General features: G+C 33.7%; 17 protein-coding genes and 2 riboswitches. Of the genes, 5 read left to right on the forward strand and 12 right to left on the reverse strand.

Annotated elements, in window-relative coordinates; genetic code table 11:
• Positions 1 to 30: 30 nt before the first annotated feature.
• From J2Z35_RS10645 to rfbA, 6 genes are all read right to left on the reverse strand, one after another.
• Positions 31 to 2796, reverse strand: a complete 2766-nt coding sequence (locus J2Z35_RS10645) for a choice-of-anchor W domain-containing protein (RefSeq protein WP_209661392.1) — start codon at positions 2794 to 2796, stop codon at positions 31 to 33.
• Positions 2797 to 2843: 47 nt separating this feature from the next.
• A riboswitch (cyclic di-GMP riboswitch) is annotated at positions 2844 to 2926 on the reverse strand.
• A 223-nt stretch (positions 2927 to 3149) separates the two neighbouring features.
• Positions 3150 to 6017 (reverse strand): MSCRAMM family protein, encoded by a 2868-nt coding sequence (locus J2Z35_RS10650; RefSeq protein WP_209661393.1) that lies wholly within the window; start codon positions 6015 to 6017, stop codon positions 3150 to 3152.
• Positions 6018 to 6060: 43 nt separating this feature from the next.
• Positions 6061 to 6143, reverse strand: a riboswitch (cyclic di-GMP riboswitch).
• A 276-nt stretch (positions 6144 to 6419) separates the two neighbouring features.
• Positions 6420 to 6971 (reverse strand): sigma-70 family RNA polymerase sigma factor, encoded by a 552-nt coding sequence (locus tag J2Z35_RS10655; protein WP_209661394.1) that lies wholly within the window; start codon positions 6969 to 6971, stop codon positions 6420 to 6422.
• Positions 6972 to 7068: 97 nt separating this feature from the next.
• Positions 7069 to 8118 carry a dTDP-glucose 4,6-dehydratase gene (rfbB, locus tag J2Z35_RS10660; RefSeq protein WP_209661395.1) on the reverse strand — a complete coding sequence of 350 codons (1050 nt, stop codon included), beginning with the start codon at positions 8116 to 8118 and terminating at the stop codon, positions 7069 to 7071.
• Positions 8119 to 8229: 111 nt separating this feature from the next.
• On the reverse strand, positions 8230 to 9156 hold the full coding sequence (galU, locus tag J2Z35_RS10665; protein ID WP_209661396.1) for a UTP--glucose-1-phosphate uridylyltransferase GalU: 927 nt from the start codon (positions 9154 to 9156) through the stop codon (positions 8230 to 8232).
• A 33-nt stretch (positions 9157 to 9189) separates the two neighbouring features.
• The gene (gene rfbA, locus J2Z35_RS10670; RefSeq protein ID WP_209661397.1) at positions 9190 to 10059 is read right to left on the reverse strand and encodes a glucose-1-phosphate thymidylyltransferase RfbA; all 870 of its coding nucleotides are present in this window, start codon (positions 10057 to 10059) and stop codon (positions 9190 to 9192) included.
• Between the two features lie 411 nt (positions 10060 to 10470).
• On the opposite strand from rfbA, the gene J2Z35_RS10675 reads away from it, so the two are divergent.
• The 3 genes from J2Z35_RS10675 to J2Z35_RS10685 all read left to right on the forward strand — a co-directional run bounded on the left by J2Z35_RS10675 (position 10471) and on the right by J2Z35_RS10685 (position 13995).
• Positions 10471 to 11121, forward strand: a complete 651-nt coding sequence (locus tag J2Z35_RS10675; RefSeq protein WP_209661398.1) for an IS607 family transposase — start codon at positions 10471 to 10473, stop codon at positions 11119 to 11121.
• The gene (locus tag J2Z35_RS10680) at positions 11070 to 12236 is read left to right on the forward strand and encodes an RNA-guided endonuclease InsQ/TnpB family protein (RefSeq protein WP_209661399.1); all 1167 of its coding nucleotides are present in this window, start codon (positions 11070 to 11072) and stop codon (positions 12234 to 12236) included. Before J2Z35_RS10675 ends, J2Z35_RS10680 begins: the two co-directional genes overlap by 52 nt.
• A gap of 163 nt (positions 12237 to 12399) precedes the next feature.
• The gene (locus J2Z35_RS10685) at positions 12400 to 13995 is read left to right on the forward strand and encodes a CTP synthase (RefSeq protein ID WP_209661400.1); all 1596 of its coding nucleotides are present in this window, start codon (positions 12400 to 12402) and stop codon (positions 13993 to 13995) included.
• A 124-nt stretch (positions 13996 to 14119) separates the two neighbouring features.
• Here J2Z35_RS10685 and J2Z35_RS10690 read toward each other — a convergent pair whose 3' ends face one another.
• The 5 genes from J2Z35_RS10690 to J2Z35_RS10710 form a co-directional block, all read right to left on the reverse strand.
• The gene (locus J2Z35_RS10690; RefSeq protein WP_209661401.1) at positions 14120 to 14557 is read right to left on the reverse strand and encodes a MarR family winged helix-turn-helix transcriptional regulator; all 438 of its coding nucleotides are present in this window, start codon (positions 14555 to 14557) and stop codon (positions 14120 to 14122) included.
• 23 nt (positions 14558 to 14580) lie between these two features.
• Positions 14581 to 15126 (reverse strand): glutathione peroxidase, encoded by a 546-nt coding sequence (locus J2Z35_RS10695; RefSeq protein WP_209661402.1) that lies wholly within the window; start codon positions 15124 to 15126, stop codon positions 14581 to 14583.
• Positions 15127 to 15234: 108 nt separating this feature from the next.
• Positions 15235 to 16539 (reverse strand): L-cysteine desulfidase family protein, encoded by a 1305-nt coding sequence (locus J2Z35_RS10700; RefSeq protein ID WP_209661403.1) that lies wholly within the window; start codon positions 16537 to 16539, stop codon positions 15235 to 15237.
• A gap of 383 nt (positions 16540 to 16922) precedes the next feature.
• Positions 16923 to 18698 (reverse strand): sigma-54-dependent Fis family transcriptional regulator, encoded by a 1776-nt coding sequence (locus tag J2Z35_RS10705; RefSeq protein WP_209661404.1) that lies wholly within the window; start codon positions 18696 to 18698, stop codon positions 16923 to 16925.
• 18 nt (positions 18699 to 18716) lie between these two features.
• Positions 18717 to 19904 carry a CaiB/BaiF CoA transferase family protein gene (locus tag J2Z35_RS10710; protein ID WP_209661405.1) on the reverse strand — a complete coding sequence of 396 codons (1188 nt, stop codon included), beginning with the start codon at positions 19902 to 19904 and terminating at the stop codon, positions 18717 to 18719.
• Between the two features lie 201 nt (positions 19905 to 20105).
• Here J2Z35_RS10710 and J2Z35_RS10715 point away from each other — a divergent pair, with 201 nt between their 5' ends.
• A complete protein-coding gene (locus J2Z35_RS10715) occupies positions 20106 to 21011 on the forward strand; it encodes a DegV family protein (RefSeq protein WP_209661406.1) in 906 nt (301 codons plus the stop codon).
• 125 nt (positions 21012 to 21136) lie between these two features.
• Here J2Z35_RS10715 and J2Z35_RS10720 read toward each other — a convergent pair whose 3' ends face one another.
• Positions 21137 to 22831 carry an alkaline phosphatase gene (locus J2Z35_RS10720; RefSeq protein WP_209661407.1) on the reverse strand — a complete coding sequence of 565 codons (1695 nt, stop codon included), beginning with the start codon at positions 22829 to 22831 and terminating at the stop codon, positions 21137 to 21139.
• Positions 22832 to 23053: 222 nt separating this feature from the next.
• On the opposite strand from J2Z35_RS10720, the gene J2Z35_RS10725 reads away from it, so the two are divergent.
• Positions 23054 to 23374 (forward strand): transposase (locus J2Z35_RS10725; RefSeq protein ID WP_209661408.1); only part of this gene is annotated, 321 nt, incomplete at its 3' end.

A 23374-nucleotide genomic window follows, 5' to 3' on the forward strand; every position in this document is an offset into this window, starting at 1 on the left:
AAATTAGAAGATGCATTTTTTATAAACTAATTATCTTTTTCTTATTTTAACTCCAATTGCTGTAATAAATGCCCCAAGTCCATATAACAACTCTGGTGCTATTCCAGATGTTCTAGGAAGAGTTTGAGCTCTAGCAGGAGCTGCAAGAGGCACAGGGTCTTCTTCTATTACTACTTCAGGTGCTGTAAGCGGCACTTCTTCATCTATAATTTCTTCTTCAGCATCTTGAATATTTGTTACATTCGCTACTATAGATTCAGGAGTTGGCGCTAATGGAGTTTCTTCATCATCTATAACTACTGTATCATCGTCATCATCGTCATCATCGTCGTCATCGTCTGGATCTGGATCAGGGTCTGGATCTGGATCAGGGTCTGGATCAGGGTCTGGATCTACTGGTATTTCTTCATTTATGAAGTTTACTACTTCTTCGGCCCCCCCAGAGATTGCATTTCCAACTTTAATCTGGTAAGCCAAGTGAGATCTCATTGGTGCATTATCTATATCCCAGTACATCATAGAATTCCCCGTAAGCTCAAATCCATCTTTTAGGTTATGTCCTCTAATCCAAAGCAGTCCATGACCATCTTCTGAGCCTACTGCAACCGATGTTGAATCTATTGACTTTCCATTTAACATAAGATCATTCAACATAATCCCACTATCTGACTTAGTGGCTCTAGTTCTTATGAAAATATCATTAAACTCTTCTTCTTCTGGTAAATCAAACCACATTTCATTAGTTCCTATCTTAAATACTATTCGTTGATTACCAGTTTCATATTTAAGTGAAAACTCTTCAGGGACTCCATTATTTGCCCATTCTCTATCAGCTTCTGTATAGACTTGACCGTTTTTTCCTGAAAGTTTCATTTCATATTCTGCATGTCCCCAATTGTCTCCAATTCTTCCTTCTGCCACAAATACTACATTTTGTTCTGGCATTAAAAGATTTAAGTCACCATCAGTTTCAAGGTTTATATAACTCTCTTCATAACCTTCTCCGTCTAATGTAACTTCCACAGATATTGGATTATCATCCGGGTTAGCTAACCTCCATCCTTCTTGCATTACTTCCATAACAGTGTATGTCCCAAGTTCAAGGTCTTTAAATTCAAAACGGCCATTTTCATCAGTTTCTGTTCTACCTTTAAATTCTTCACCCATCCAAAGCTCTATAGTCCAGCCTTCAAGAGGTTGTTCTTCTTCATTGAATTTATAACCATAAATTCTGTTTCCAGTTAAATTCGCATTTTCTTCAGGGTTTTCTTTAAAAGTATTTTCAATATGGATTGGAGTAGGTTCACAAGCCTGTACTACTACATATCCTTCATATCCATCACCATAATTAGTATTAAAATACTCATTATTTAGCTCTTTTATTTTATAAGTTCCTGGCAACAGATTCCCTATTTTTAAGAATCCATTACTATCAGTTACTAGTCTCGCAGGTTCCTGTGCTAACGTCTTTAGTCCTCTCATATTAAGAGCTTCCCTAGCCTCTTGTGGAATTTCTTCTACATCTATTTCTTCAACTTCAAACTCCGCTCCAGCATGTGGAACCTTATCTTCTAATGTTTTATAGATTTCTACACTTCCTACATACACATAGTTTTTAACTACAAGTATATATCCTCCAAAGTCATCATCCCACGTTGCAACTTCTGAGAGCATATCTTCATTTTCATAATAGCCATCTCCTAGACTATAATACCCTGGAGCTGTATCTTCCCAAATTTCAATCGAATTACCTTTAGGTATACTAATCTCCATTATAGGATTGCCATTATCTATAGACTGTGATTGAGTTGTCCCTTTCTCATCATCCCACTCTGCTTTTACTTCCCAGTCATTATAATATGCTTTATCTAACAATTCTCCTGTACCATTGTTGTACCATTCTTTAATTACCCTTATTTTATAAAATTCCTGCTTTTCAATTTCTATTACTTTCCATTGAACCTTAAATCCATTCCACCATGCGACTTTAAAATAATTAAATTTAGAATCAAGAGGGACCTCTCTAATTATTGAATCCTTTCCTCCTATTAAAGTAGTTTCCCAATTCAAATTTTGCAGATTAATTAATGTCACAAACATTGGAATATAATTTTTATTATAAATATTTATATTTGCAGTATCTCCATTAACTGTATGACTTACATCTGGCGCCTTAATCATGAAAAAATTTCTTGATGAAGAAGATATTTCATAACCATCTCCAGAAAATTCTTCATATTGTCCATTAATAACACCTTGAATTTCTTCATAAGTCAACTCTCTTGAACTTTCCTCTAAGTCCATTGCTTCATTTTGTTCTTCAGGATTTACCGGATTTGTAGGTTCTTTGGAATTTCCTAGATCTTCATTATCTACTGGCTCTTCCTCTGATTCTCCCAAATCCTCGTTGTCTGATGAGCCATCCCCAGGTTCTTCTGAGCCTTCATCCCCTACTGATTCTTCCGAACCTTCGTTGTCCCCTTGTTCATCTTCTGCTTCTACTTGTTCTGAATCTTCCTCTGGATTTTCTCCTAGTTCTTCTGAATCTTCCTCCACTACTGATTCTTCATCATCAGCTGGAATTTCTTCAGCCTCTGCTGGTTCTCCAGATTCTTCTGAATTCTCAGCCCCTGGTTGGTCTGCTATCTCTACTGTCTCAATTATTTGTTCTGTATCCGTTGCTTGTTCTCCATTTCCCTCTTGGTCAGCAAATGCTGCCAAAGGATTAATAAAGGAAATCAAAAACATCATTATGACAATCCACGCAGTCCTTCGTCTTATTTTCTTGCTTGCCATAAATAACACCTCCACCCTAAAAACTAATAAATAACCCTCAGCTTTTGGATGGTAGCCGGTCGACCTTAGCACATGCTTTAGGTTCCTGGCTTTGCGTCCTATAGTTTCCTATAGTTTGCCCTTTTCATTCAAAAATAAAGAAATTTTGTAAAATAATTATGTATGAATTAACTGCTGAAGCTTAGATGTCTTTATTTATATTTCTATATGTTTAATACCCTAGACCTAATAACTATAATCTAAAAATAATTCTTTTACCTTCATCCATACTTTTTTCAAAAAAGGAAAAAGCCGGAATTTTGAATATTCCGGCTTTTGTTTTAAAGTATAATTTTATTAAATATTATACTTTGTTATTTCTTTCTAATTTTTATACCTAATGCCGTTACAAAAGCTCCAAGTCCGTATAGAAGCTCTGGTGCAACACCTGAAGTTTTAGGAAGAGTTGGAGCTGCAAGAGGTACAGGTTCTTCTTCTATAATCTCTTCTACTTCTGGAGCTGATAGAGGAGTTTCTTCCTCTTCTATAATCACTTCAGTATCTTCTATATTAGTTACAGTAGCAACTATAGTTTCAATCTCTGGTGCTGGTGCTAGTGGTGTTTCTTCATCTTCTATAATTATATCATCGTCATCATCGTCGTCATCAGTTGTAGGTGGCGTAACCGGAGGTCCAACAGGAGTTTCCGGTTCATCTATAGGTTCTTCCGGGTCTGGATCTGGGTCTGGGTCTGGATCTGGATTTGGATCAGGATCTGGATCAGGATCTGGATCAGGATCTGGGTCTGGGTCTGGATCTACTGGTATTTCTTCATTTGTAAAATTAACTTCTTTGTAGTCTCCGCCTGATAATGCGTTTCCAACTTTGATTTGATAAGCAAGCTGTGATCTTAATGGAGCATTGTCTATATCCCAGTACATCATAGATTCTCCTGTAAGTGTAAATCCATCGCTAAGGTCGTATCCTTTTAACCAAAGTAGTCCATGACCATCTGATGATCCTACTGCTACAGATGTCGAGTCTATAGATTGTCCATTTAATACAAGTTCATTTATCATAATACCACTGTCTACCTTAGTAGCTCTAGTTCTTATAAATATATCATTTACTTCTTGCCCTTCTGTCATTGTATAACTTAAAACATTAGAGCCTATTGTAAATATAATCTCATTATCTGCTTTTATATACTGAAGTGAAAATGTTTCAGGAATTCCATTATTTTCCCAATCTTTATGAGATTGTTCCCAAACTTCTTGGTTTTTCCCTGTAATTTTCATTTCATGTTCTGCATTACCACTATGATCTCCAATTCTTCCTTCTGCCACAAATAATATATTTTCTTCTGGCATTAGAAGATTTAAATCACTATCAGTTGTAAGATTTACATACCCTTCTTCATATCCACTGCCAGTTAAAGTAACTTCTACAGATACTGGTGTTATATTAGTCCAGCCATCTTGCATTACTTCCATAACAGTGTAAGTTCCAGCTTCAAGATCTGTAAATTCAAAATAACCATTTTCATCAGTAATTTGTTCATCTATAAGTGTTTCTCCCATATAAAGCTTAATTGTCCAACCAGAAAGTGTAGCTTCATTTTGGTTAAATTTGTATCCGAAAATTCTATTTCCTTCTAATGATGCTGTAGTTTCTGATTTTTCTTTCAATGTGTTTTGAACAAAAATTTCAGTAGCTTCACAAGGCTGTACAGTTATATACCCTTCATATCCGTAATTAGTATTAAAGTAATTGCTATTTAATTCTTTTATTTTATATGTCCCTGGCAAAAGATGAGTTAACTTAGCAAATCCATTGCTATCAGTTGTAACTAGCATTTTGTTAGTCATTGTTTTTTGTAAAGTGAAATTAGGTTCAACTTGTTCCGGAAGTTCATCAAGATCATAAGGAGTAATTTCAAAAGTAACTCCTGCATGAGGAACTTTTTCTTCTAAAGTTTTATAAATTTCAATACTTCCAACAAATACATAATTTCTAATAGGAATGATATATCCATTAAAGTCTTCATCCCAAAATTCTGCTAAATCATTTTCTGAATAAGTTCCAGTCCCAAGTCCATAATATCCAAATTTTTCATCTTCCCAGATGCTAATTGTATTTCCTTTTGGGATTGTTATTTCCATTGTAGGGTTGGAATTATTTATCACTTTAGTATTATACTCTTTGTTTTCGTCTTCCCAACCTGCTACGACTTCCCAATCAGAGTAAAGCGCTTCATCTAGTATTTCTCCATTTCCATTATTGTACCACTCTTTTATAACCTTTACTTTGTAAGGCTCAACTGGCTGTGGATTATAAGGCTTTAATACAAAAGCAAAATGGCTTATATCTGCTATTTGTTTCTTCCCTCCACCGTGAAGACCATAATCAGATTCATATCTTTCGTTATAGCTGTAAAGGAATCCAAATGGACTATTTCCACCTTTTACATAAACTTTTTCAATATATGTGTTTTGTCCAGCTTGCCAAGAAAGATATTTGCCATCTGAGCTCACTTGCCAGTCTACGGATAGACCGTTAATATTTATGGTTCCACTATCTCCATTAGATGGATTGTCTATTTTATATCCTCCATCTAATTTGAAATTTGGAGAATTTATAGGAGTCTTATTTGCACTTCCTACATAAAATACCTCTGTGCTACCTGGCCCTCCCATTACTACAAGAGGAATTTCTTCAGGTAATAAAACTACTTCTTCTTCATTAACTACTTCTTCTTCATTAACTACTTCTTCTTCATTAACTACTTCTTCATTAACTACTTCTTCTTCATTAACTACTTCTTCATTAACTACTTCTTCATTAACTACTTCTTCATTAACTACTTCTTCATTAACTACTTCTTCTTCATTAACTACTTCTTCTTCACTGTCTACTTCTTCTTCAGTGTCTACTTCTTCTTCAGTGTCTATTTCTTCTTCACTGTCTAATTCTTCTTCACTGCCTAAGTCCTCGTCATTTAAATCCTCTTCTGTCTCTATACCTTCATCGTTGTCTAAGTCTTCTTCGTTATCTTCCCCTTCTTCGATGTCAATCTCAGGTTCTTCTTGGATTTCTTCTACTAATGTCTCTTCTATTACTGGGTCATTAGTAACTTCAATCTCGTCTGCCATTACAACTGACGGGCTAAGCATACTTACAAGAAATATAAATCCAGTTATAAATGCTGTCAAAGCCCTTTTTTTCTTCACCTTCGTTGTCATTTAAAACACCTCCACCCTAAAAACTATTAACACTCAGCTTTTGGATGGTAGCCGGTCGACCTTAGCATCTGCCTTAGGTTCCTGGCTTTGCGTCCTATAGTTTCCTATAGTTTGCCTTTTTCATTCAAAGTATTTAATATTTTGTATTGAAATTTATACCCTTATGGTATAATTTAAACCTCAAACCATTGTTAACACTTTGTCCAAATAGTATCTCTCTAAATAAAAAAAGCGCCTTATAATAAAAAGGACGCTTTTGTATAACTTTTATTAAACTTATATTATATTTTTATTTATATATTTTCCGCTAATCCACAAATTCATCTATAAATCTAATTTTTTAAGTTATAATTCTTAAAAAATTCCCCAAGCAAATACAGAAAACTTTACCATTGATATTTTTTAATCTATTTTTAAATGATTTTGTAATTTTTTTATAACTTTTCTTTTTAGCTCTTTCGCATATGGATAAGAAACATCTATTTCCAGAGCTATATCTTTCAGCTTCTTCTTTTCTATTATATTCCCAATTACAATAGTCTTTTCTTTTTCCTTGAGATTTTTTATAAGGTCTTTTAGTTCTACCTCAAAATATCCGCCCTCAAATAAAGGCTGCTGACCAAAAGCTTCATCAAATAAAATCAGTTCTGGCTTGGAGGAATGCTTTTTCTTCATATCAAAGAAATAACACCCTAGCATTCTCTCCATATATCCAATAAATCTTATATCTCTATTCATATCAAATCTCTCTATAAGTTCTATTGATTTCAAATAACCATCTTGAAGAAAATCTTCATTGTAAAACCCAAAGTAATGTCTTATTTTTTTGCAAATAAGAGGCCTTAAAAAGACGAGAAGGTTTTCCAAATGATTTTTTTTAATCTCTTCATTATCGCTCAATTTATATTTTTCAAGTTCAATCTGAACTTCCCTGTAGTCATATCTTTTTTCCATAATCCACCCCTGTTTAGAACATTTTGCGAACATATGTTCTTTTTATCAATATACAATATGTATATCAATTTGAAAAGGTAGGATTATTTTTTTCTATTTATCTTCCATCGTACATCTTATTGTAATATCTCATGTATTCTCCTGATACTATATCTTCCATCCACTCTACGTTTTCAAGATACCAAGTTATAGTTTTCTCCATTCCTTCTTCAAATTTATAGGATGGACTCCAGCCTAGCTCCTTATTTATCTTTGTATTGTCAATAGCATATCTTCTATCATGACCCAATCTATCTTTTACATGGGTAATAAGGGAATGTTCTTTTCCCAATTTATCCAAAATAAGTTTAACTATCTCAATATTTTCTTTCTCGTTGTTTCCTCCTATATTATATACTTCTCCGGATTTTCCTTTTTCTATTACTGCACTTATAGCCGAGCAATGATCCTCAACATAAAGCCAGTCCCTCACCTGCTTGCCATCTCCATATACAGGAAGCGAAAGTCCTTTTAGAGCATTGTTTATCATAAGTGGAATTAGCTTTTCAGGAAACTGATAAGGCCCGTAGTTATTGGAGCATCTTGTAATACAAACCGGCAGACCATAGGTTTCATAATAAGCTCTAACCATCATATCCGCAGATGCTTTAGTGGCAGAATATGGACTATTTGGAGCAAGGCACGTCTCTTCTGTAAAGTATCCAGATGGTCCAAGACTTCCATACACTTCATCTGTTGATACTTGGATGAATTTCACCCCTTTTTCGAATTCTTTACTGTATTTATCCGCAAGATTAAGCTTCCAATAGTCTTTTGCTGTGTCAAGAAGAGCTTGTGTTCCCATTACATTTGTCTTTAAAAATATCTCAGGATCCTCTATACTCCTATCAACATGGGACTCTGCAGCAAAATTCACTACAATTTGAATCTCAAAAGTTCTAAAGATATAATCAAGAAGCCCTCTATTTAATATATCTCCTTTAATATATGTATATCTCTTGTTTTCTGAAAGCCCTTCAAGGTTCTTTATATTTCCTGCGTATGTAAGTAAATCAAGATTTACTATATTGCAATCTTTATGTTGAAGCATATACTTTATAAAGTTAGAGCCAATAAATCCAGCCCCTCCTGTAACTAATATATTCATAAAAAATACCTCCTTCTTTTTAGATAATATAGTTAAGTTCTCACCTCATTTTTAAAAACGAAGTGAGAACTCAATAGAAAAAAATAAATTTACAAACCTCAAAGTTTACTCTTATTTTCCTTGCTTTTTATTTAAATCCTTTATTTCATTTAAATCTTCCTCTTTATCTATCCCATTTTCTACAAGTTTTTTTAAATAATTTGAAAGCTCGTCCTTAAGGTCTTCTCTTCTTAGTGCATATTCTATATTTGCTTCTAAAAATCCTTGTTTGTCTCCCACATCATATCTTCTGCCATCAAAATTATATGCATACATAGCCTCTCTAGATGCTAGCTCTTTAAGGGCATCTGTAAGCTGGATTTCTCCGCCTTTTCCAGGTTTTGTATTTTCCAAAATTTCAAATATAGCGGGATTTACTATATATCTTCCAAGTATTGCAATATTTGAAGGAGCTTCTTCAGGAGAAGGCTTTTCCACAAGATCTTTTACTTTATATACCTTTCCTTCTATATGCTTGCCCTTTACTATTCCATATTTTGAAACATCTTCATTTGGAACCTCTTGGACTCCAAGGATACTTGTCTTGTATTCATCGTAGGCATCTATCATTTGTTTTAGGCAAGGCTTCTTCGCATATACTATATCATCTCCAAGAAGGACAGCAAAAGGTTCGTCTCCTATAAAGCTTTTTGCGCATGATACTGCGTGTCCAAGTCCCTTAGGCTCTTTCTGCCTTATATAGTATATGTTTGCCATTTCAGATATTTTTCTTACCTCTTCAAGTAAATCATCTTTTCCTTTTTTTTCAAGTTCTAGTTCAAGCTCCACCGATACATCAAAATGATCTTCTATACTTTTTTTATTTCTTCCAGTTATTATAAGTATTTCCTCTATTCCTGATTCTACAGCCTCTTCTATAATATATTGAAGAGTAGGCTTGTCCACAATAGGGAGCATCTCCTTCGCCTGAGCCTTTGTTGCAGGCAAAAAGCGAGTTCCTAACCCTGCAGCTGGAATTATAGCTTTTCTTACTCTCATTAATTATTCCCTCCCGATTTCTTTTTTGTATCTCTACCCGTTTTGAGATATATCTATCAAATACTTTCCATAATCAGTCTTTTCAAGAGGTCTTGCAAGATGTAGAAGTTCTTCTTTCGATATATACCCCATCTTGTATGCAATCTCCTCTATGCAAGCTATATATAATCCCTGCCTTTTTTGAATAGCCTCCACAAAATTTGAAGCTTCAAGGAGAGATTCATGGGTCCCAGTATCTAGCCATGCAAGCCCTCGTCCCATAACCTCTACATTTAAAGAACCCTCATTTAAATAACAGTCTATAACAGACGTAATTTCTAGCTCTCCCCTATTAGAAGGCTTTACATTCTTTGCAATCTCTTTAACCCTATTATCAAAAAAATAAAGTCCTGGTACAGCATAGTTAGATTTTGGTACCTTAGGCTTCTCCTCTATGGATATGGCCTTCATATCTTCATCTACCTCTACAACTCCATAGTCTCTTGGATCCTTTACGTAGCATCCAAATATTACAGAGCCTTTTTCAAGCTTAGCGGTTTTTTTAAGTACGCTAATAAGATTAGCTCCATAAAAAATATTGTCTCCAAGTACAAGACATACAGAGTCATCTCCTATAAACTTTTCTCCTATTATAAATGCTTCAGCAAGCCCCTTTGGCTCAAGCTGCACCTCATAGGAAAATTTCATCCCAAGCTGTGATCCGTCTTGAAGAAGCTCTTTAAAATGAGGTAAATCTCTAGAAGTAGAGATTATAAGAACCTCCCTAATTCCAGATAACATAAGAACAGAAAGGGGATAGTAAATCATAGGCTTGTCATAAACAGGAAGCATCTGCTTAGATATAGATTTTGTTATAGGATAAAGTCTTGTCCCAGACCCCCCTGCTAAAATTATACCCTTCATAAATAAACCCTCCAATCATTCGCACATAATACTCTAATTGTAGCATTTTTAAAGGGTTTTATCCACTAATAGGACATAGTATATTCTAAACTTTAAACAAAATAAAAAGTAAAAATTTTAAAAAACTATTGAACATAGATTTTAAAAATGGTAATATATCAAAGTTATTAATTTTTGTGATCACAAATGCATATTGAAAACCAAAGAGCCAATGCCTATCAAGGGCGGCTCCTCAGAAGAGTCTAGTCGCCCTTAAAGGGTCACTTGACTCTTTTTTTATTGTAAGTAACACATTTTAAGATAAATGGAAAATCGTTTTTTATTATACTTTAAGGAGTGGAAAACAGTAAACAAATACATTGACAAACATGGTCATATGTGATGATATGTAGTCAAAGGAGATGATTACATATGAATACTTATAAACCAAATGAGTTTGCAGAAATGTTAGGAGTTTCAGTTAAAACACTTCAAAGGTGGGATAAAGATGGAAAGCTAAAAGCTTATAGAAATCCATCGGATAGGAGATATTATACACATTATCAGTATGTTGAATATATGGGTAAAATTGTTCAAGATGAAGATAAAAGAAAAACAATAATATATACCAGAGTGTCTACTTCGAATCAAAAAGACGATTTAAAAAATCAATTAGATTTTCTCAAACAATTTGCAAATGCAAAAGGAATTATTGTTGATGAAATCTTTGAAGAGATTGGGTCAGGTCTTAATTATAATCGTAAAAAATGGAATAAACTACTTGAAGATTGTATGTTGGGCTATGTAAAAACTATTATAGTATCTCATAAAGATAGGTTTATTCGTTTTGGTTTTGAATGGTTTGAAAGATTCTTAAAAGCCAATGGAGTTGAATTAATAGTAGTAAATAATGAATCTTTATCTCCACAAGAAGAAATGATTCAAGATTTAATTTCAATTATTCATGTTTTTTCCTGTAAGATATATGGGCTAAGAAAATACAAGAAAAAAATAGAGGAGGATGATGAGATATGCTCAGAGGATATAAAACAGAAATCAATCCCACCGAAGAACAAAAAATAATAATTCATAAAACTCTGGGCGTATGCAGATTTATTTATAACTTTTATCTTTTACACAACAAAGAAATTTATGAAAAAGAAAAAAGATTTGTTTCAGGTATGGATTTTTCAAAATGGCTTAATAATGAATTTATCCCTAATAATCCAGAATATGAATGGATTAAAGAAGTGGGAAGCAAAGCAGTTAAACAAGCAATTATGAATGCTGAAAAAGCCTTTAAGGGATTTTTTAAACGACAAAGTAAATTTCCTAGATTTAAGAAAAAGAAAAATCAAGATGTAAAAGCATATTTCCCAAAAAACAATAAGGGAGATTGGACAGTAGAAAGACATAAGGTTAAAATACCTACTATTGGATGGGTAAAACTAAAAGAAAAAGGTTATATTCTAACTAATGGAATAGTTAAAAGTGGTACATTTTCATTTAAGTCAGGAAAATATTATGTTTCTGTTCTTATTGAAGATGAAAAAGATTATACTTTTGATGAATTTAATGAAGGTATAGGAATTGACTTAGGAATCAAAGATTTAGCAATTGTTAGCAATTTAGAATCACCATTCAAAAACATAAATAAAACAAAAGAAGTTAGAAGGCTTGAAAAGCAATTAAAACGTGAACAAAGAAAACTTTCGAGAAAATACGAGAGTTTAAAAAAACAAAACAAAAATAAAGAAGGGAGAGCTACTAGGCAAAATATCCAAAAACAAATAGCCAAAGTACAAAGTATTCATAAACGTTTATCTAATATTCGAGAAAATCATATTAATCAAACTGTAAATAAGATAGTAAAAGCCAAACCATCTTATATTACAATTGAAGATTTGAATATTAGAGGAATGATGAAGAATCGTCATTTAGCAAAAGCAGTATCTCAACAATGTTTTCATCAATTCCAAATTAAACTTAAGTTCAAATGTAAAATATATGGAATTGAATTGAGAATTGTTGATAGATTTTATCCTTCGAGTAAAGTATGTTCTGAATGTGGCTTTATCAAAAAAGATTTAAAATTGTCTGATAGAACCTATATATGTTCAGAATGTGGAATGGTTATTGATAGGGATAAAAATGCTAGCATTAATCTTGCAAATGCCAAAATATACAAAGTAGCATAAACAAGCTATTGTATATGTGTACCGTTGGCTAGACGGGAATTTACGCCTTTGGAGTGTTATACCAAATGTTAGTAGGATAGATTTATCCGAAAGCAGACACGTTGAAGAAGGAATAATCTCGATATGGGTATATTTGTCCATATTTTGAGTAGCAGAGTGGACTATGACTACAAAATATGTATTTGTAACAGGGGGAGTTGTCTCATCATTAGGAAAAGGAATCACGGCTGCGTCCCTTGGAAGACTATTAAAATCAAGAGGAATATCTGTCACTATTCAAAAATTTGACCCTTACATAAATATTGACCCAGGAACAATGAGTCCATATCAGCATGGAGAGGTTTTCGTAACAGAAGACGGAGCAGAAACTGACCTTGACCTTGGACACTACGAGCGCTTCATAGACATGAATCTTTCAAAAAATTCTAATGTCACAACAGGAAAAATATATCACAGCGTAATATCAAAAGAGCGTAAAGGAGATTATCTAGGCGGCACAGTACAGGTAATTCCTCATATTACAAACGAGATAAAAGATAGAGCCAAAAGAGTTACCAAGGAAGGTCAGGTAGATGTGGTAATTACTGAAATAGGTGGTACTGTAGGAGACATAGAATCCCTTCCTTTTCTCGAAGCAATAAGACAGATGAAATATGACGTTGGTGAAGAAAACGTCATGTATATTCACGTTACTCTTGTGCCATATCTTGGAAAGTCAGGAGAATTAAAAACAAAGCCTACTCAGCATAGCGTAAAAGAGCTAAGAAGCATTGGTATTCAGCCTGATATCATAGTATGCAGATCAGAGCACCCTCTTACAAAGGATATGAAAGATAAAATCGCATTATTTTGCAACCTCAAATCAGACCACGTTGTAGAAAACCTAGATGCACAGACACTCTATGAAATACCACTAATGCTTCAAAATGAAGGTCTCGACTCTTTGGTAATCGAAAAATTAAAACTTCCTAAAAATGAGTCTAATCTGCTCGACTGGAAAAAAATTGTGGAGAAAGAAAAATCCCTTGAAAATAACGTAAATATTGCCCTTGTTGGGAAATATGTAGAGCTAAAAGATGCCTATATATCAGTTGCAGAATCACTAAAGCATGCAGGTATTGAAAACTCTGTAAAAGTTGATATTCATTGGATATCATCAGAAGAGCTGGAAAATACTCAAACTCCTGAAAAAATACTTGAAAAAATGGATGGAATTTTAGTTCCCGGAGGATTTGGTGATAGAGGTATAGAGGGAAAGGTCTTTGCCGCAAAGTACGCAAGGGAAAACAATATACCTTATCTTGGAATATGCCTAGGAATGCAGATAGCAGTAATCGAATTCGCCAGAAATGTCCTTGGACTTAAAGACTCTCACTCTACAGAGCTAAATTCAGAAACTCCATATCCAGTGATTGACCTGATGCCAGAGCAGGCAGATATCGAAAATATGGGTGGAACTATGAGACTTGGCACCTATCCTTGCAAAATAAAAGAAGATACAAAGGCATTTTCTGCTTATAATGATGAACTTGTGTATGAAAGACATAGACATAGATACGAGTTTAATAATCAGTTTAGAAAAGAAATAGAAAATGCTGGAATGGTCCTTTCTGGACTTTCCCCTGATGAACGTCTTGTCGAGATAGTTGAGATTCCAAGCCATAAATGGTTTGTAGCTGCTCAGTTTCACCCAGAGTTCAAATCAAGACCTACAAAGGCTCATCCTCTATTTAGAGAATTTGTTAAAGCCTCAAAATAAGCCAGCTAGTTTTTAAAATTAAAAAATGCTCCTGCCTTATAAAGGCCTTACGCCATTAAAAGCAGGAGCATTTTACTTTTATATTAAGCAAAATTTTATAGTTCATCTCAGTTGATGATTTTTTTTATTCTTTTGTCAGTTTATCTAAAAGATGGTTTATATCTGATTTGAGCTTTGTGCCTTCTTCTATGGAAAGTTTGGATGCACAAAACACTTTATAGGGAACCTCTTTTGCCTTTTCTTTGAGTTTTTTCCCATCATCTGTAAGGGATACTATCATAACCCTTTCATCTGATTCTGACCTATTTCTTGATACTATTCCCATTTTTTCAAGCTTTTTAAGGAGGGGTGTAAGGGTTCCAGAATCGAGAAATAATCTCTCTCCAAGATTCTTCACAGAAATATTATTTTCCTCCCAAAGCACAAGCATAGTAATATACTGAGTGTAGGTAAGACCAAGCTCATCAAGATAAGGCTTATATAGCTTTATGATTTCCTTTGAGCAGGCATATATAGAAAAACAAAGCTGATTGCTAAGCTTTAAGCTTTCATCCTGATTCATATCAATCTCTCCCTTCAGGAGAATTATAGCATTTTTGTTATATAAGGTTCAATATCCATCGGATCTACAGAGGACTCAAATCTCTCAGCTACATTTCCATCCTTGTCTATTAGGAATTTTGTAAAGTTCCATCTTATTCCATTTCCCATAGTAAACTCTGGGAATTTTTCCTTGAGCATAGAATCCAGTATCTTATTTGTAGAATTTGTCATGTCAAATCCCTCAAAAGGCTTTTCTTCAGTCAAAAACTTGTATAGTGGATGAGCAAATTTACCATTAACATCTATTTTTTCAAATATAGGAAATGTAACTCCAAAGTTTAGAGAACAAAACGACTTTATATCACTTCCAGTACCAGGCTCTTGCTCCATAAACTGATTACAAGGAAATCCAAGTATCTCAAAACCTTTTTCACTATGTCTATCATAAAGCTTTTGTAAATCTTCATATTGAGGTGTAAATCCACATTTACTTGCCGTATTTACTATAAGAACTGTCTTCCCTTTAAAATCTTCCATCGAAACCATATTTCCATCTATATCTTTAGCAGTAAAATCATAAAAGTTCATTTCGCATACCTCCAATTTATATTTTGTATAATTGTATTGTATGCAATTCAATTACCTTTGTCAACATTTTTTAAAATTTATTTATTTTTTTCAATTATTATCTCTTCTTTAAAAATTAGCCATCTTAGGGGCTTTCCGCTGCATAGCTTTGATTATTACAGAGTCTGCTTTTTCCATACCAATTACAGCTACATCTCTTAAATTTTTTATAGATTCTTCAGCTGTATCCGAAACTATTCCATTATCATCAGGGGCTACTTTTCCAGCCAAAGAAAGGAGTGCTCCCTGAATAGCAACTGAAGCAGATGTAGAGAGCTTTAGAGCGCATCCTATTTTTGCTCCATCACAAATCATACCACTAATATCCGCTATGATATTTTTTATGGTCCCTTCTATTTCTTTAGCTTTCCCTCCCATAAGCCATGTAATAGCTACGCCTGCTCCTGTACCTGCTGCAACTCCACAACCGCAAAGAGCCGAAAGCCTCCCTATATAATGCTTCACATAACTGTTTATAATATGACTCATAGCAAGGGCTTTAGCTAATCTTTCATCATCAGTCTTAAATTTATTTTTATAGGCTACTATAGGCAGTATTGCCGTAAGACCATTGTTTCCGCTTCCATTACTACTCATTACAGGAAGATTCGCTCCTGACATTCTTGCATCAGAGGCAGCAGCTGTTAGTATTTTAGCATCGTTCATCAAATCACTGGCAAGTATTCCATTTTTTACATAGCTTTGAAGAGTGAATCCCACTTCCATACCAAGAGGATTTTTTAGTCCGTAATTAGCTATTTTTTCATTCATCAAAAGCCCATCAAGCATAAAAGCAAGCTCAGAATGGGGAATTTTTTCTATTGATTCAACAATATCTTTAATATTATAAGTATAAATCTCTTTACTGCATGAATTGTTCCCACTAGAATTATCATCTTTAGAATCTTTTAAAATTATTTTATCTTTTTCTACGTAGGCTATATTATCATGCTTGCCTTTTATAATTACAGTTGAAGTACTTTTTTCTCCTTTTAAGTTTACCCTTATGTAAATTTTCTCTTTTGTGTCTTCTATATTAAGCCCTAGCCTTCCTTCACTTAAAAAAACTTTGGCTTTTTTCAATACATCCTTTTCCATAAAATCAAGTATTCCAAGCCCTTTTGAGCTATCACCAGATATAAGTCCCATTGCAGAAGCAATATCAAGACCACTTTCTCCAGTATGGGGCACTCCAACCGCAAGGCCGTTTTTATATATATTGGGGCTTACAAATACCTCTGCACTTTTTACATCTTCTCCAAGTATTTCTCTAGCCTTAGCACAGCATAGAGTAACAGCAACCGGTTCTGTACAGCCCGTTACTGGAACTACTTCATTTTTTAAAGTTGTTAAAATCATTTCTTCCAGCTTCATAAAATCGCTCCTTATATATTATTTTCAATCATTAATTTAAAATTCATAAAGTCTTTAATTTAAATTTCAATTGACTGTAAATTTATATATTATGTAAAGAGCAATCTCTATGCCAAAATACTTTAGATTTATTTAATTTTTAGTTTACTATGATTGCTTAAGGCCTTAGATATTAAAAACTCTAGTCTTTCTTTAAATAAATATTTTATATTTTGTTTCTTTAATAATATGTAAGAAGTGAGATTATAGTTGATTTCAAAAAATAAAGTCTCAAAATGATAAAAAACTTCCCATAAGTATCATTTTGAGACTAAACCCTTTATTTTTTCCAAACTTTTTCATAATTTTACATTTATTAATCTTATTTTAGTATCATTTTGAGACTAAAGATTTTCAGATCTTATTTCTATGTTATATTCTTTTATTTTTCTATATAGAGTAGCTTTTCCAATTCCTAAGAAAGTCGCCCCTTCTTTAAGAGATATGTTGTTTTCCTTGCAGTATTTGATAGTCTTTATAATCTCTCTTTTTTCAAGCTCCTGTAGATTAATTATGCCCTTATCATCCAAAGAGCTATAATCATTTTTAAGAATTCTTTTTGGAAGGCTTTGCAGTGTGATAACAGAAGATGATGACATATTGACTGCATACTCAATAGAATTTTCAAGTTCCCTAACATTTCCAGGCCAGCTATAGTTAAGTAATGCTTTCATTCCCTCATCTGATACGCCCTTTACGTCTTTTCCAAGCTTTTTATTACATTTTTTTATAAGATAATCTACAAGTATTATGATATCTTCTTTTCTTTCTCTAAGGGAAGGTATCTGAAGTGGAATCACGTTAATCCTATAAAAAAGATCGTCTCTAAACTCCTTTTCATCCACCATTTGCTCCAAATCCTTATTTGTTGCAGCAATGATTCTTATATCAATTGGTATAGGAGATTTTCCTCCTATTTTTTCTATCATACCTTCTTGAAGAACTCTAAGAAGCTTAGTCTGAAGATGAAGAGGCATATCTCCTATCTCATCTAAAAAAAGAGTCCCTGTGCTAGCAAGAAGAAATTTACCTTCTTTTCCTCCTCTCTTCGCACCTGTAAACGCCCCCTCTTCATATCCAAAGAGTTCACTTTCAAGAAGATGTTCAGGTATAGCAGAGCAGTTTAACGCTATAAAAGGCCCTTTTGACCTGCTGCTTGAAAAATGGATTGCTCTTGCAAATAATTCTTTTCCTGTACCGCTTTCACCTTGAATCATTACTGTAGATGATGAAATACTTGCCTTTTTAGCTTTTTTCTTTGTTTCATCTAATATGCTACTAGTCCCTATAATCTCTTCAAAGCTTGTAGTAATCGTTCCAGTTGACACTCTATTTACTATGGAGAGTACATCTGATATTTTACTGAAAACAAATACTACTCCTATAGATTTATTATCTATTTCTATGGGACTTGCATCAAAAAAACCTCTTATTTGATTTTTCTTATCTTTGTAGGAAAACTCTATATTGCTTAACTTGGAGCCATTTTTAATAATATTATCATATTGACTTTTACCAATGATACTTTGAATTTTCTTTCCTTTTAAGCCCTTTAAACCAAATATATCAATAGCATTTTTATTTTCCATAAGGATATTTCCTTCATTATCTACAAGAACTATCCCTTTGTCTACGCAGTCGATTACGATTTCTAGCTTTTTCGCAAGAAGCTCTATCTCTTTGGTATTCTTTGACTCAAGTAACTTGGAAGCTACTAGGTCAGCCATTCTCCCTAAAAAGTTCATAAGGTTATCTTTATTTTCCAAGATTTTATCTCTTTTTTCTTCATCAAAGGCTATGAGGCCAATTACCCCTACAACCTCTTTTTCAAGAATAATAGGACAGCACACTTCTGCAAATTCGATGCAGCTCCCCCTCACTTCGCATCTAAGACACACCTCATGCTTTCTAGGTTCTTCTATGATAAGACTTTTTCCAGTCTTTAGAACGTCTCCAAAGGCCGAATTAAAGCTTATATTTTCTCCAATACATTTTTTGTAAGAACCTGTGCCAGCAACTCTTTTAAGTATATCATCTACAACTGTGACATCTACCCCAACTACACTTGCTATTGCTTCTGATATATTTTGTACACTTTCTCTTATATTATCAAGACTCATTTACAAACTACTCCCTAGTTAAAAAATTCCTTCCTCCTCAAGCAGCTTGATTTCTTCATCTGAATATCCAAGCAGTTCTTTGATTACCTCATGGGTATGCTCTCCAAGAAGAGGTGCAGGATTTACTACTTTACCTTGAGTTTCACTCATTTTTATTGGAACTCCAGCCATTTTAAGATGTCCCGCAACTGGATGGTCAACTTCTACTATCATTTCTCTTGCTTTTACTTGTGGGTCCTCTAGCACCTTGTCAATAGTATTTATAGGCCCGTTTGGAACTCCCGCCTCATCCAAAATATTTTGCCACTGCTCTGTATTTTTTGTCTTTGTCACTTCTTCAATTAGTTCCTTTAGTTCATCTGCATGCTTAGTTCTTGAAGGGTTTGTCATAAATCTTTCATCTTCAAGCCAGCTATTCTGATTCATAACATTACACATTTTTTGGAAAAGTACATCATTTCCAGCAGCTATCATTATCTCTCCATCTAAAGTTTCAAAAGGTTCAAATGGAGTTATTGAAGTATGACGATTTCCTGCGGGCTTTGGAACCTCACCTGTAACTACATACCTAGCTATTGCATTTTCAAGTATCGCAACCTGACAGTCAAGCATAGCTACATCTACTTTTTGTCCTATTCCAGTTTCATTTCTATAGTTTAGCGCCGCTAATATTCCAATTGCACTGAAAAGCCCTGCAGTGATGTCTCCGATAGAAGGTCCTACTCTTGTTGGAACTCCCCCTACCTCTCCAGTTATACTCATTATACCACCCATTGCCTGAACTACAGCATCATAAGCCGCTCTTTTACTATATGGTCCACTATGACCAAATCCAGAAGCCGCTGCATATATTATTCTTGGATTTATTTTTTTAAGCTCTTCATATCCTAGTCCTAGTTTCTCCATAGTCCCAGGTCTATAATTTTCAACTATTACATCTGCATGTTTTACCATTTCCAAAAAAAGCTCCTTAGCTTTTTCTTTTTTGAGATTTAATGTCATACTTTTTTTATTTCTATTAAGACTCATAAAATAAGCACTTTCATGATTTATGTAAGGCCCAAAATGTCTAGAGTCATCACCAATTTTAGGTGTCTCAATCTTTATTACCTCAGCCCCCATATCAGCCATAACCATTGTAGCATAAGGTCCAGCAAGAACTCTCGTAAGATCAAGTACCTTAATTCCTTCTAAAGCTTGTTTCATAGCTTTCACTCCCTTTTTATAATTTTCCCTCCTAGATTTTATACCTAAAAAATATTTACCCAAACAGTTTAACTATACTAAAGACCTATTTTTTTTGCGTAAACCGTACTATTATATTTAAGTTCAGATTGTAATATATATTTTCAAATGATAAAATATATAGAATAACCTAAAATCGAAATGATAACTAAGGAGATTAAAATGATAAAATTAGTAGCAGATTCTACCTGCGATCTTAGCCATGAAATAATAAAATTGTATGATATTGCAGTGGCACCTCTTAATATTACTATAGACGATGTTACATATAAAGACAGGGTTGATATAGATGCTGATACTTTTTTTTCAAAAATAGCAGAATATAAAAAGCCTCCTACAACAGCTATGCCATCACCAGCTGAATTTCTTGAACTCTATGAAAAAGCATACGAAAGTGGACAAAAGGATATTCTTTGTATATGTATGTCCAGCAAGACAAGTGGTTCTTACCAGTCTGCAGAAATTGCAAAAGGCTACTTTGCAGAAGCTCACAAGGAAACCGACTGGAGGATTCATGTTGTAGATAGTACATCCATGAGCCATGGAAGCGGATGGCTTCTTATAAAAAGTGCAAAAATGAGAGAGCAGGGAGCTTCTTTTGAAGAGCTTGTTGAATTTAATGAATCTAAAAAAAGAAGTGTAAAGCATTTTTTATCAGTAGATGATCTTGATAACCTAGTAAGAAGCGGAAGACTAAGATATGGAAGTGCTTTGATTGGAAAGCTTTTAAAAGTTAAGCCAATAATGACAATGAAAAACGGCGAGGGAGCAATTGTAGGAAAAGAAAGAGGAAGAAAAAGAATCCTACAGCATTATATTACAGAGTTCAATAAAAGGGTTGACCTTGAGTATACTGATTTTGTAATAGTGGGATATACATCTGACAAGCTCTATGCTGAGAATCTAGTTAACCTTATAAAAAGCGAGACTAGCTTCAAAGGCGATATATACCTTATGCAGATGGGAGTTGCAGTAGGAAATCACGTAGGACTTGGGGGATTATCGTTTTATTTTATGGAAAAACCTCACCTTAAAGATGGACTCCTTGCAAACACCCTAAAAAGATAAAGACAACTAAAAAACCCATAGGATTTTTAAATCCCAAGGGTTTTTGTTATATTATCTTAACTTAACTTAACTTAACTTAACTTAAGAAATTTTAAAATATAAAATGTTTTTTAAAGATTTCCAATTTATTTGTTCATTAAATCTACAGCCTCTTGGGGTATATAGAAATCTTTACCATTAAATACAGATATTCCATTAAAATCTTTTTCTATACCATTTTCTATCATATAATTTTTATTTTCAGGGAATCTAAAAGTTCTCCCTTTTTTTGTAGCCACCAAAACAACATTAGTTTCATCAGATTCATCTATATTGCAATTAAATCCCAAGGAAGAAAGCCTAGAAGAACTAACGAATAGTTTTTCAGTAATGCCATCTAGGTCTATTCCAAATGCTTTTGCCGCATAAAGAGCAATATCACTATTTTGTATAGTTCCAGTCAAAGTATTATCCCAAGAAGAGGCATAAACATAAAGTACAACATCTTCCCCTGTATGACCACCAGTTGTCCATCCAATTTTTGATTTTTTGTTTACTAATTTAGAAATTTCATTAAGTGTATTATCAAACTCTTTTCCATCTTCATATTTACCTTTTGCAGATACTATAACAAGCTCCTCTTCGTCTGTTAAATCATTTATCCCTAATTGACTCATGACTTCTTTAACGTTTGATCTTTCCGAATTTATCAATGTGGATGCCTTCTCCTCTGTAATCTTTGCCTTTTTTAAGACAGAAGTAAAATACTCCATAGAGTGTTCTGGATAGGACTTTGTAGTACTTATATCTCCAATAGATATACCTCCGTTGCCATGATCAGATGCAACAATTAATAAAGTGTCTTTATTCGACTTTGCAAATTTTAAAGCCTCTCCAACAGCATCATCAAAAGCTTTAATTTCAGATATTAATCCAATAGTTTGATTTCCATGTGCTGCCCAATCAATTTGAGAGCCTTCAATCATTAGAAAAAAACCATCTTTATTTTCAGATAAAACTTCTATAGCTTTTTTAGTCATTTCAGCTAAAGAAGGTTCGTCATCACTTCTTACTAAATCTTTACTCATAGCCATCGGAGTAAATGCACCCCATATTTTTTTAGATGATGAATTAATCATTTCATTTTTATTTGTAATGAAATCATAACCTAATTCCTTTATAGCCTCCTGCATATTTTCTCCATCTATCCTAGTCTTACTTGAAGGATCTTTTGAACCATTTATATCTGGCAAAAGAAAATTCCTTCCTCCTCCAAAAACTACATCCATATTTTGATAAACTTGTTGTTCTCCTATTTGAGTATACAAAGATCTGTGGATTGCATGGGAACTAAAATCAGCCGGCGTTGCATGTTGAATCTCAGATGTTGCTATTATACCTATAGATTTCCCATTAAACTTTGCAGCTTCAAGTATGGATGCAGCAGGAGAAAAGTGTTGTTCTTCATCTACATTTCTTGCTCCAACAAGAGTTGATACTGACGGTTTTACACCTATAAGCTTATCCTGAGTTTTAAATCCAGTAGCCATAGCAGTTCCAGCTGGAGCTGAGTCAGCTATCGCAGTGTCAGAATTATGTGTCATTATTAATCCTGTAGCTAATTCATCCATATGTAAAGGATGTCCATCATTGTAAACCCATCTCGTAAGGGTAACTCCTGGATGACTCATACCATCAGGAATCATTATGATTACATTTTTTGCAAACCCTTCATTAATCTGACTTAAAGGTGCCGCAGTACTTGGAGTACTTGAAGATAATAAAAATACAGATGCAAGTGCAATTGATACATAAGACTTATAACTTTTGATTAGATTCATTTTTTCACTCCTCTTTTTTTTGCTTGCAGGATAATTATAATAATAAACCTGAATTATTCATACACTTCTTTTAAAATCTTTAAAAGCATTTAAGCGTAAGCTTTACAAAGGCGTAGCCTTTTACACCTATTAGGTGAAAATACAAAAAAATAGAAAAGGACTCAATTTCGTGTTAAAGTTTAAGTGCCCAAACCAAAACCAAACATGAGAGGAGCCTTTTCTATGTCTAGTTTACAGCAATATTCATTTAACTTCAACAAAAGTATTTCATATAATTTTCAAGGTGGTAATCTTTCTTCCGATTCTGGTCTTTTAACAATCAGGTCATTTGTTGAAAAACTTGGAGTTAAGCCGCTACTTGAAGATATTTTTAAAAGTCATTCATATAAAAAACATAGTTTTGCTTCTATCGCTGAACAACTTATTTACACTACTATTGCTGGCTATCGCCACGATGATGATTCAGATAGTTTAAGAAGTGATCCTGTATTTACAAATATCTTAGGCAAAAAAGAATTAGCTTCCCAGCCTACTATTTCTAGG

The organism is Acetoanaerobium pronyense (assembly GCF_017874355.1).
GTDB lineage: Bacteria > Bacillota > Clostridia > Peptostreptococcales > Filifactoraceae > Acetoanaerobium > Acetoanaerobium pronyense.